General features: G+C 52.1%; 9 protein-coding genes. 7 read left to right on the top strand and 2 right to left on the bottom strand.

The features are described 5' to 3' along the window. The 7 genes from ACG1BZ_RS17780 (at window position 1) to ACG1BZ_RS17750 (ending at window position 9,904) form a co-directional block, all read left to right on the top strand. Entirely contained in the window at window positions 1-705 is a 705-nt protein-coding gene (locus ACG1BZ_RS17780; RefSeq protein ID WP_282933822.1) for a succinate dehydrogenase iron-sulfur subunit, read from the top strand. Window positions 706-916: 211 nt separating this feature from the next. Next, window positions 917-3,748: a 2-oxoglutarate dehydrogenase E1 component gene (locus ACG1BZ_RS17775; protein WP_282933821.1), complete on the top strand. Its 2,832-nt coding sequence runs from the start codon at window positions 917-919 to the stop codon at window positions 3,746-3,748. 46 nt (window positions 3,749-3,794) lie between these two features. After that, complete coding sequence (gene odhB / locus ACG1BZ_RS17770; protein ID WP_413662986.1) at window positions 3,795-4,994, top strand: 2-oxoglutarate dehydrogenase complex dihydrolipoyllysine-residue succinyltransferase; 1,200 nt, start codon at window positions 3,795-3,797, stop codon at window positions 4,992-4,994. Window positions 4,995-5,059: 65 nt separating this feature from the next. Then, the gene (lpdA, locus tag ACG1BZ_RS17765; protein ID WP_020412682.1) at window positions 5,060-6,502 is read left to right on the top strand and encodes a dihydrolipoyl dehydrogenase; all 1,443 of its coding nucleotides are present in this window, start codon (window positions 5,060-5,062) and stop codon (window positions 6,500-6,502) included. Window positions 6,503-6,663: 161 nt separating this feature from the next. Then, complete coding sequence (gene sucC / locus ACG1BZ_RS17760; protein ID WP_282933818.1) at window positions 6,664-7,830, top strand: ADP-forming succinate--CoA ligase subunit beta; 1,167 nt, start codon at window positions 6,664-6,666, stop codon at window positions 7,828-7,830. 2 nt (window positions 7,831-7,832) lie between these two features. Continuing rightward, window positions 7,833-8,705, top strand: a complete 873-nt coding sequence (gene sucD, locus ACG1BZ_RS17755; protein ID WP_108734154.1) for a succinate--CoA ligase subunit alpha — start codon at window positions 7,833-7,835, stop codon at window positions 8,703-8,705. Window positions 8,706-9,184: 479 nt separating this feature from the next. After that, window positions 9,185-9,904: a M12 family metallopeptidase gene (locus ACG1BZ_RS17750; RefSeq protein ID WP_413662985.1), complete on the top strand. Its 720-nt coding sequence runs from the start codon at window positions 9,185-9,187 to the stop codon at window positions 9,902-9,904. A gap of 114 nt (window positions 9,905-10,018) precedes the next feature. Here ACG1BZ_RS17750 and ACG1BZ_RS17745 read toward each other — a convergent pair whose 3' ends face one another. After that, entirely contained in the window at window positions 10,019-11,404 is a 1,386-nt protein-coding gene (locus ACG1BZ_RS17745; protein ID WP_413662984.1) for an MATE family efflux transporter, read from the bottom strand. 12 nt (window positions 11,405-11,416) lie between these two features. Continuing rightward, complete coding sequence (locus ACG1BZ_RS17740) at window positions 11,417-11,983, bottom strand: DUF2239 family protein (protein ID WP_413662983.1); 567 nt, start codon at window positions 11,981-11,983, stop codon at window positions 11,417-11,419. Window positions 11,984-12,076: the final 93 nt, after the last annotated feature.

Here is a 12,076-nt window from a genome sequence, read left to right as displayed (position 1 = left end):
ATGTTGAAAGTAAGCATTTACCGTTACAACCCGGAAACCGACAAAGCGCCTTATATGCAGGACTATGAACTGGACACCAAGGGCAAGGACCTGATGGTGTTGGACGTTCTGGAACTGCTGAAAGCCGAAGATCAGACCTTGTCTTTCCGTCGTTCCTGCCGTGAGGGCGTTTGTGGCTCCGACGGTATGAACATTTCCGGTCGCAATGGTCTGGCGTGCACTACGCCACTGTCTGAAGCTGCCCCCAAGGGTAAACTGGTTCTGCGTCCGCTGCCGGGCCTGCCTGTTATCCGCGACCTGGTTGTGGATATGGAGCAGTTCTACGAGCAGTACAAGAAGATTGAACCGTACCTGCAAAACGATACCCCGGCTCCGGCCATCGAGCGTCTGCAGTCTCCGGAAGATCGCGAAAAGCTCGACGGTCTGTACGAGTGTATCCTGTGCGCCTGCTGTTCCACTTCCTGTCCGTCTTTCTGGTGGAATCCGGACAAGTTTATCGGCCCAGCTGGTTTGTTGCAGGCTTACCGCTTCCTGGCAGATAGCCGCGACCTGGCTACTGATGAGCGCCTGTCAAATCTGGATGACCCCTTCAGCGTATTCCGTTGTCACGGTATTCAAAACTGTGTCAATGTTTGCCCGAAAGGACTGAATCCGACGCGCGCGATCGGCCATATCCGCAATATGCTGCTGACCCGCGCCGTGTAGGGGATGCTGCGGCCGGTTATCGGCCCGCTGGGGTTCGCGCTCTGCGAACCCGGTGCCAGGTAGGGTGCCAAGCAAACGACAAAAAGCCGGTTCTAACCGGTAAAAAACTGAAAAGGGGAGGTGGCTTTGTGCGCCTCCCCTTTTGTGAGTGAAAGGAAAGCGCAGTGGCTCAAGAGAAGATAAGCACACTGCAATTGAGGTAGGCATCAACATGCACGAAAGTACCATGGAGCAGCTGTGGCGTAGCTCCCATATCTCCGGGGGCAATGCTGCCTACGTGGAGGAGCTTTACGAGACCTATCTGCACGACCCCAACGGTGTCCCCGAGGAGTGGCGCAATTATTTCGATAGCCTCCCCCGCGTTGAGGGCAGCAGCGATGTTTCCCACGCCGCTGTTCGCCAGCACTTTGAGCTGCTCAGCAAACACCGCGCGCGTCCGGTGGCCGCTCCCGGTGCGGCCGGCTCTGCCAATATTGAGCACGAGCGCAAGCAGATTAAAGTTCTGCAACTGATCGATTCCTACCGCCATCGCGGCCATAAAAAAGCGACCCTCGACCCCCTGGGTTTGATGGCTCGCGAACAAGTGCCCGACCTGCAACTGAGCTACCACGGCCTGACTGAGGGTGATTTCGATACCACTTTCAATACCGGTAGCCTGTTCCTCGGTAAAGAAGAGGCGACCCTGCGTGAAATCGTCGAGGGTTTGGAGAATACCTACTGTGGCAATCTGGGTGCGGAGATCATGCATCTCTCCAACCTGGAAGAGCAGCAGTGGTTCCAGCAGCGCCTTGAGCGCAGCCAGTCTAAAGCCAACTTCGGCACCGACATCCAGATTGAAATCCTGCAGCGCCTTTCCGCCGCTGAAGGCCTGGAGCGCCACCTGGACTCCAAGTACCCCGGCACCAAGCGCTTCGGTGTAGAGGGTGGTGAGAGCCTGATCCCGATGATGGATGCCCTGATCCGTCGCTCCGGCACCTACGGGGTGAAGGAAGTGGTGATCGGTATGGCCCACCGCGGCCGCCTGAATACCCTGGTTAATATCCTCGGTAAAAACCCTGCGGATCTGTTCCAGGAGTTTGAAGGCAAGAAGACCCTCGATACTTCCGGTGACGTGAAGTACCACCAGGGCTTCTCTTCCAACGTGATGACTCCCGGTGGGGAAGTGCACTTGGCCCTGGCCTTTAACCCGTCGCACCTGGAAATCAGTGCGCCTGTGGTAGTGGGTTCCGTACGCGCCCGCCAGGATCGCCGCAAAGATGCGACCGGTGAGAAAGTAATGCCGATCAACATCCATGGCGACGCGGCTTTTGCCGGCCAGGGTGTGGTGCAGGAAACCCTGCAGATGTCCCAGACCCGCGGTTACTACACCGGCGGTACTGTGCACATCGTACTGAACAACCAGGTGGGCTTTACCACCAGCAAGCGCGAAGATGCCCGCTCCACCGAGTACTCCACCGATCCCGCTAAGATGATCGATGCGCCGGTGCTGCACGTAAATGGCGACGACCCGGAAATGGTCGTATTGGCCGCGCTGCTGGCGGTGGACTACCGCTACGAATTTAAGAAAGACATCGTTATCGACCTGGTCTGCTACCGTCGTCGCGGCCACAACGAGACCGATGACCCCTCTGGTACCCAGCCGCTGATGTACCAGACTATCCGCAAGCACAAGACTACCCGCACGCTCTATTCCGAGAAGCTGGTGGGCGAGGGCATCCTGGACAAGGTTGCCGCAGACAAGCTGGCTAACGACTACCGCGACAAACTGGATGCCGGTGAAGACGTTGCTACCGGTCTTGTGAAGAAGCCGGACTCCTCCATGTTTGTTGACTGGAGCCCCTACCTGGGCCACGACTGGCAGGTGCCTGCAGATACCGGCTATGCGCTGCCGAAGCTGCAGGATGTCGCTACTCGCATGACCAACGTGCCCGACGGCGTGGTAATGCAGCGCCAGGTCTCCAAAATTTATGAAGACCGCCGCAAAATGGCCGGTGGCGCCCTGCCTCTGAACTGGGGCATGGCGGAAACCCTGGCTTACGGTACTCTGCTGGAAGAGGGCTTTATGGTCCGCTTTACCGGTGAAGACGTGGGTCGCGGTACCTTCTCCCACCGCCACGCGGTGGTTCACAGCCAGAAAGACGGTCAGAGCTACGTGCCTTTGCAGCATATGTTTGAAGACCAGCCGCCTTTCTATATCTACGACTCGCTGCTGTCCGAAGAGGCGGTGTTGGCGTTTGAATACGGCTACGCCACCACGACACCAAAGTCCCTGGTGGTGTGGGAAGCCCAGTTTGGTGACTTCGCCAACGGTGCCCAGGTTGTGATCGACCAGTTCATCACTTCCGGTGAGCACAAGTGGGGCCGTATGTGCGGCCTGGTAATGCTGTTGCCGCACGGCTATGAAGGTCAGGGCCCAGAGCACTCCTCTGCGCGCCTCGAGCGCTTTATGCAGCTGTGTGCGGAGCACAATATCCAGGTGTGTAACGCCACTACCCCGGCACAGATCTTCCATCTGCTGCGTCGCCAGGCTGTGCGCCCCATGCGTCGTCCTCTGGTGATTATGAGTCCAAAGTGGATTCTGCGTCACAAGCTGGCCACTTCCAGCCTGGAAGAGCTGGCAGAAGGTCGCTTCCACAACGTGATCCAGGACCAGGGCGTAGATCCAGACAAAGTGAAGCGTGTGGTTCTGTGTTCCGGCAAGGTTTACTACCACCTGCTGGAAGCCCGTATGGAGCGCGAACAGGAAGATGTGGCGTTCGTACGAATCGAGCAGCTGTACCCATTCCCGGACGAAGAGTTTGTGGAAGCGGTTTCCGCATTCAAGAAGATCAAGAGTGTTGCCTGGTGTCAGGAAGAGCCCATGAACCAGGGCGCCTGGTACTCCAGCCAGCACCACTTGCGTCGCCTGTTGTCGGAAACCCATCCGAAGCTGGATCTGGAATATGTGGGCCGCGCCCCATCCGCAGCACCTGCGGCGGGCTATATGTCCACGCACCTTGAAGAACAGAATAAGTTCATCAACGAGGCGCTGACCGTCAAATAACCGGCGGCAGTAATAAGTGAAGAGTCAATCTCAGGAAACAGAAAAAATGACGATCGAGATTAAAGCGCCAACTTTCCCTGAATCAGTTCAGGACGGAACTGTCGCCACCTGGCATAAACAACCCGGTGAAGCTGTGTCCCGCGATGAACTGATCGTGGATATCGAAACCGATAAAGTTGTGCTGGAAGTTGTTGCACCTGCCGATGGTGCCCTGACTGAAATCATCAAGGGTGAGGGCGATACCGTTCTCTCCAATGAGGTGATTGCCAAGTTTGAAGCGGGCGCTGGCGCAGCTGCTGCCCCGGCGGAAGAAAAAGCAGAAGCTCCGGCTGCCGAAGCCGCAGCTCCTGCGGCTGGCGACAAAATTGCCATGCCATCTGCCAAGAAAATGGCTGCTGAGAAGGGCGTAGACCTGGCCGGTGTTGAAGGCACTGGCAAGGGTGGTCGCGTTCTTAAGGAAGACGTAATGAAAGCGGGCACTGCGCCGGCTGCCGCTGCTGTACCTGCCGCTGCAGTTGCTGAAGTTGCGGTTGCTCCGGGTGAGCGCGTAGAGAAGCGTGTTCCTATGACCCGTATGCGCAAGCGTATCGCTGAGCGCCTGCTGGACGCTTCCCAGTCCACCGCCATGCTCACCACCTTTAACGAGGTGAACATGAAGCCGATTATGGATCTGCGCAAGAACTACAAAGACCTGTTTGAGAAGACCCACAACGGCACTCGCCTGGGCTTTATGGGCTTCTTCGTAAAAGCTGCAGTAGAAGCGCTGAAGCGTTACACCGCAGTGAACGCGTCTATCGACGGCAACGATATCGTTTACCACGGTTACCAGGATATCGGTGTAGCGGTTTCCTCTCCGAAAGGCCTGGTTGTGCCGATTCTGCGCAATGCGGAGAACATGGGCCTGGCGGATATGGAAAACAATATCCGCGATCTGGGTGTTCGCGCCCGGGATGGCAAACTGTCTATCGAAGAGATGACTGGCGGTACCTTCACCATCACCAACGGTGGTGTATTCGGTTCCCTGCTGTCCACTCCGATTTTGAATCCACCGCAAACCGCAATTCTGGGTATGCACAAAATCCAGGAGCGCCCGATGGCGGTAAATGGCAAGGTGGAAATCCTGCCGATGATGTACCTGGCGCTGTCCTATGACCACCGTCTGATCGATGGTAAGGAAGCGGTTGGCTTCCTGGTAGCGATCAAGGAAATGATCGAAGATCCAGCGCGTATCTTGCTCGAAGTTTAAACAATAAATCTTGGGGCCTGCGGGCCCCCTCGATCACACTGCATTAGAAATATCTGGAACTGATCATGTCCGAAAAATTTGACGTAATCGTAATTGGCTCCGGTCCTGGTGGTTATGTCGCTGCCATCCGTGCCGCTCAGTTGGGCTTGAAAACGGCTTGTATCGAAAAGTGGAAAAACAAGGAAGGTAAATACGTAAATGGCGGTACCTGCCTGAACGTTGGCTGTATTCCTTCCAAGGCACTGCTGGACAGCTCCTGGAAATACCACGAAGCCAAAGATGCTCTCGACGTGCACGGCATTGAAGTCGGCAAGGTCAAGATGGATGTGAGCAAGATGATCGAGCGCAAAGGCGAGATCGTTAAGAAGCTGACCGGTGGTGTAGCAGGTCTGTTCACCGCCAATAAAGTGACCTCCATTTTCGGCACCGGCAAATTGCTGGCGAACAAGAAAGTGGAAGTAACCGACGACGAAGGCAACAGCACCGTCTACGAAGCTGAAAACGTCATTCTGGCTTCCGGTTCTGTACCGGTAAATATTCCGCCCGCTCCGGTAGACAACAAAATTATTGTCGATTCCACTGGTGCTCTGGAATTCACTGAAACTCCAAAGCGTTTGGGTGTTATCGGTGCCGGTGTTATCGGTCTGGAGCTGGGTTCTGTATGGAACCGCCTGGGCTCCGAAGTGGTTGTTCTTGAAGCGATGGACAAGTTCCTGGCGATCATGGACCAACAGGTTGCCAAAGAGTCCCAGAAGATCTTCAAGAAGCAGGGCCTGGATATCCGCCTCGCTTGCCGCGTAACCGGCTCCGAAGTGAAAGGCGAAGAAGTGGTTGTTACTTACCAGGACAAAGATGGTAAAGAGCACCAGGAAACTTTCGACAAGCTGATCGTTTGCGTTGGTCGTCGCCCTTACACCGAAGGCCTTCTGTCTGAAGATGCCGGTGTGAAGATGGACGAGCGTGGATTCATCTATGTCAACGACCTGTGCATGACTTCTGCACCGGGCGTATGGGCGATTGGTGACGTGGTACGCGGCCCAATGCTGGCACACAAGGCCTCAGAAGAGGGTGTTGTGGTTGCCGAGCGCATTGCTGGCCAGAAGCCGATGATGAACTACGACGTGATCCCCAACGTTATTTACACTCACCCGGAAATCGCTGCGGTTGGTCGCACCGAAGAGCAGGTGAAGGCCGATGGCGAGCCCTACAACGTAGGCAGCTTCCCGTTTGCTATCAACGGCCGCGCTATGGCCGCCAACGATACCCAGGGCTTTGTGAAAATCATTGCTCACGCGGAAACTGACCGCGTACTGGGTGCCCATATTGTTGGCCCGTCTGCCGCAGACTTGGTTCAGCAAGTGGCGATCGCGATGGAATTCGGCTCCAGTGCTGAAGACATCGGTATGACGGTATTTGCGCACCCGACTCTTTCCGAAACTGTGAAAGAAGCGGCGCTGGGAGTGAACGGCCATGCGATTCACACCGTAAATCGCAAGAAGCGCAAGTAAGAATATTTTTCGATTTCGGGGCACTAATTATTGATTAATTAGCGCCCCGGTTTCATTTGTGGAATTTGAAATTTGCAACGACGGAAATTTTAAATTTCTCTTTCAGGTGCAGAGTGATCTGCAATTAGTAAACACATTTTATATGTGAATTGGTATTGACTATGAACTTGCATGAGTATCAGGGCAAACAACTGTTTGCGGAATACGGATTGCCGGTTTCCAAAGGCATTGCAGCGGAAACCCCGGCAGCGGCAGCAGCAGCGGCTGACGAAATTGGCGGTGATAAGTGGGTAGTAAAGGCCCAGGTACACGCTGGTGGCCGCGGTAAGGCTGGCGGTGTAAAGCTGGTAGATTCCAAGGCAGAGATTGAAGAGTTTGCCAAGAAGTGGCTGGGCGAGCGTCTGGTAACTTATCAAACAGACGAAAATGGCCAGCCGGTTTCCCGTATCCTGGTTGAAAGCTGCACTGACATCGACCAAGAACTGTACCTTGGCGCCGTTGTTGACCGCTCCACCCGTCGTATCGTTTTCATGGCTTCCACCGAAGGCGGCGTTGAGATCGAGAAAGTAGCGGAAGAGACTCCAGAAAAAATCCTGAAAGCCACCATCGATCCACTGGTAGGCGCTCAGCCTTACCAAGCGCGCGAGCTGGCTTTCAAACTGGGCCTGAACCCGACTCAGGTTAAGCAGTTCACCAAGATCTTCCTCGGCCTGGCAAAAATGTTCCAGGAAAAAGATCTGGCCCTGCTGGAAATCAACCCGCTGGTAATCACCACCGAAGGCAACCTGCACTGCCTGGACGCCAAAGTGGTAATCGACAGCAACGCGCTGTACCGCCACGCTGACCTGCGCGAAATGCACGATCCTTCCCAGGAAGATTCCCGTGAAGCGCACGCTGCCAAGTTCGACCTGAACTACGTAGCTCTCGATGGCAACATCGGCTGCATGGTAAACGGTGCTGGTCTGGCCATGGGTACCATGGACATCGTAAACCTGCACGGCGGCAAGCCAGCTAACTTCCTGGACGTTGGCGGCGGCGCGACCAAAGAGCGCGTTGTTGAAGCGTTCAAGATCATCCTGTCTGACGAGAACGTAAAAGCCGTACTGATCAACATCTTCGGTGGTATCGTTCGCTGTGACATGATCGCCGAAGGCGTTGTGGGCGCAGTAAAAGAAGTTGGCGTTAAAGTACCGGTTGTTGTACGCCTGGAAGGTAACAACGCAGATCTGGGCGCCAAGGTTCTGAGCGACAGTGGCCTGAACATTATCGCGGCTACCAGTCTGACCGATGCGGCTCAGCAAGTGGTTAAAGCTGCGGAGGGTAAATAATCATGTCAGTATTGATTAACAAAGACACTAAAGTAATCTGCCAGGGCTTCACCGGCTCCCAGGGTACTTTCCACTCCGAGCAAGCGATTGCTTACGGCACCAAGATGGTTGGTGGTGTAACTCCGGGTAAAGGCGGCCAGACTCACCTGGGCCTGCCAGTATTCGACACCGTTAAAGAAGCGGTAGAGAAGACCGGCGCTGAAGCTTCCGTAATCTACGTACCTGCGCCTTTCTGTAAGGATTCCATCCTGGAAGCGGCCAACGCTGGTATCAAGCTGATTGTTTGTATCACCGAAGGTATTCCGACTCTGGATATGCTCGACGCTAAAGTGAAGTGCGACGAGCTGGGCGTGCGCCTGATCGGCCCGAACTGCCCGGGTGTTATCACTCCGGGTGAGTGCAAGATCGGTATTATGCCAGGTCACATCCACAAGCCGGGTAAAGTGGGCATCGTTTCCCGTTCCGGTACCCTGACCTATGAAGCGGTTAAGCAAACCACCGACTACGGCTTCGGCCAGTCCACCTGTGTGGGCATCGGTGGCGACCCCATCCCGGGTTCCAACTTCATCGATATCCTGGAAATGTTCCAGAACGATCCGCAGACCGAAGCAATCGTTATGATCGGTGAGATCGGTGGCACTGCTGAAGAAGAAGCAGCTGCTTACATCAAGGAAAATGTTACCAAGCCTGTAGTTTCCTACATCGCTGGTGTAACTGCTCCTCCCGGCAAGCGTATGGGTCACGCGGGCGCGATCATCTCTGGTGGTAAAGGCACCGCCGATGAGAAATTTGCTGCTCTGGAAGACGCTGGTGTTAAAACCGTGCGCTCCCTGGCTCAGATCGGCGACGCTCTGAAGGAAATTACTGGCTGGTAAGTAATTGCCAACTTTTAGTTTTCAAAAAAGCCACCCATTGGGTGGCTTTTTTTATGGTTGTATAAAGTCGGGTCAGATTAGGCAGAGTTGCGCTGGGCTCCCCCAGTAAATAGTTTTACCTATCTTTACATTTTCATGGTGTTTACAGTTTTATCTGTTGTTAAGTTTTCTTTTTATCGCTGAAAGTTGATTTTCATTCTCTCTTCATTTTTGTACTTCTATCTATAGGTCACGTAAGTCTGCGTTTTGTAAGGCTTTTCTTGTGGTTCCTAGTTCTTTTGGTTGCTTGCTGAAAATATTTGAATATTTTTTATTACAGGAATCGATTTTGGTTTTGGTGTTTGGGAAAGGTTTTTTGTGATCTCTTCCCTCTTTTTGTTTTCTATTTCTGTCGGGTGAATTTTGACTTGCCGAATTTGGTGCGGCAGTGTTGGTTCTCGTTATGGCAGCGAAAATAACTTTTCAGGAGGTGCGTCAGCATGGGGCTAGCTATAGATAAAAATATTCGAAAAATATCCTATAAGATAGACTTTGGTGGATTTTCTTTGGATAGGAATGAAGAGGTAGGTGGGGTTTGGCCGAATGGTGTGGTGAAATATTATGTGCCCTCCAATTTAGATTCCGGTTATGTTAATTCGGTAAAAAAGGCTATGTCTCATTGGGAAATTTGCATTTATCGAAAGTTCAGATTTGCAGCGATTAAGTTCCTGCAGGTTGGAGCGGCAGGCCGTGGAGTGGTTACAATTAAGGACGACCGCAGTAGTGCGACGGTAGGGTTTACCAATAAAACCGATCAATATTGTGGTGTAGATTGGAAAACTAATAGAGCAGCGATTGCCTCCCTTCCCCATGAAATCGGTCATACACTGGGTTTGGCCCACGAACACATGCGTGCCGACGCCCCTCTGTCAGTGAAGAACACACTTGACTCCCTGCAGCAGCAAACTCGGGTGCAAACCCTCACCAGGTTTTTAACACACAATTCTGCTTTTGATGGAAACTCCATCATGATGTATGACGACCAGGCAAGGGCACTGGGGATTGTAAAAAACACTCGTGAGGGAGGCTGTAAAATATCGGCCAATCAGGTGAATAGTTCTACCTGGAATCCCAGTGCTGGGGATCTGGATATGCTTTCATATCTCTATGATGGCAATCGTCAGACCTTGCCCCATTCTTTTGCTGGCCCCTTGGGCTAAGGGGCGGGAGGCGTAACTCTAAAAAGGGAGTCAAAGACTCCCTTCAATTTATAAATCTTAAGTGAATTTTTAAGCGAGGTAATCAGCAGCCACGAATTTCGGCAAAGAATTTACTTAAGCAGATACCCGGGAAGTGTATAAACCATATTTATTCCCCTGGTTGCGACTACGGTGATAAAGTACAAAAACTGTTAAAATAAGCAGCATCAGTTCTGCAACTGGTCCTGCATACCAGATCCCCACTTCACCAAACATCAACGGTAAAATCAAAATTAATGGCAGTACAAAAATATAGGTTTTTGTCACCCCGAGAATAGCGGCACGTTTGGCGTCACCAATGGCCTGGAAAAATGTGCTGATCATCTTCAATGGTCCCGCCAAAAAGTAGACAAGCGTCATCATCGGCAGGATACGTGCAACCTCTGCAATAATTTGCGGGTCGCTGACGAACAGGGTTCCCAAAGTGTCTTTTAGTAATAGCACGCCAAGCTGTAATACCAGGCAATAAGAAAAGGCTATTGTCAAAGCTAGATTGATACTGCTGTCGGCACGGGACCAGCTTTTAGCACCGAAGTTACTGCCTACGAGGGTTTGAAATGCCTGGCTTAATCCGAGAAGGGGCAGGAAAATAAAGGTCATGATTCGGGTAGTAATGCCGTAGGCCCCCACCGTTGTATCATAGTTGGTACTGCTCCAGGCCTGGATACTGAAAATTACAGCGATAGATGTGAGTGATACACCGATGTAGCTCAAGCTGGATGGTAGGCCTAAAGACAGGTACTCAGGCCAGAAATTCCGTTTAATCGAGAGTCGGATAATTTGCATATCAATCACTGGTTGGCCGTAATGACGGTAGCCTGCAATTATCAGAAGGGCAATTGCCTGTGCCAGGGCGGTGCCATAGGCAGAGCCAGCCACACCCATATCCAGGTGGGCGATAAAAATATAATTGAAAATAATGTTGAGCATAACCGATGATAGGGAAACCACGGCCATTAGATATAATCGCCCTTCGCATCGTAAAGTGTCGGAATTCACTGAGCAAATAAATAGCGTCGGTGAAAGAAATATCAATATTGTTAAATAGGTGTACCCCATCTCTGCAAGGTCTACCGAGCCATTGGCAATCAATAATGTTAATTGTTTGCCTCCTGCTAAAAAAAGCAATATTAATAAAATGCAAACAATTAGTGCTAGTGTAATGGCTTGAGAGAAGGCCTTCTTCGCTTTATCTATATCCCTTGCACCAAGTAATCTGGCCTGGACACTCGAATATCCACTGGAAATCAATGAAGAAAGCGCTATCAGAAACATAAACACTGGAAAGGTCAAAGTCACTGCAGCTAGTGCCTCGGCTCCTACATACTCCCCGAGGAAGTAGGCATCCAATAAAGTAAAAGAACCGTTTACCAGCATTATTAGAATAATAGGCGCAGCCGTTTTAAAGAAAACCGGCAGCAAGTCCCCACTAACAAATATATTGTCTTGTTGTTCACTCATAGTAAGTCCGTTTTAAAGTTTGCCGCTATGCATCTCTGCAATCTCTTCAAATTTACTGAATACTAGCTTTTTGAGATCACTCGGCCATGAGTGGATGGCTTTTTTAAAGCTGATCCTACTATTCCTATACAGAGCACGACTGGCTTCCTCGAAGCCTGGAGTATCCCCTGCAACTAACAACATGAACTTATCCAGTTCCTGTTGTTTGCGGGTGATGCGCTCTTCAGGAGAAACCTGTTTTTGTGCCTGCTCAACCAGCTTACGAAGTGTGACGGAGGCACCGCCGGGCTGCTGACTCAGCCACTCCCAGTGGCGGGGAAGCAGGGTAATCTCCCTGGGAATAACTCCTAATTTGGGACGTCCGCGCTTGGCCTTGTGAGTCGCGGTATCTACAGCTGATACTGCCAACACCTCCTCCGTGTCCCCATGCCAATCCACTTCAACCCGTTTACAGCTTTGGGCCTCAAAAACAATGGGTTCATGGTTTGCACCCATATTTTTCACTTGGCGAATAACGACCTCCAGTGTCCCTCGGGCGATGATCTGTTGCTGATCGATAGCGATATAGTCGGTGCTCAAAGTTTTGCTCCTTATTTACCCGGATTAAATATTTTTATCCGGGTAAATATAGTTCGTCGGTTAGTTAACCTGCAAGTGTAATTTTCTGCCGAA

Source organism: Microbulbifer sp. CNSA002 (assembly GCF_047324085.1).
GTDB lineage: Bacteria > Pseudomonadota > Gammaproteobacteria > Pseudomonadales > Cellvibrionaceae > Microbulbifer.
This window is presented reverse-complemented; position numbering and strand designations above follow the sequence as displayed.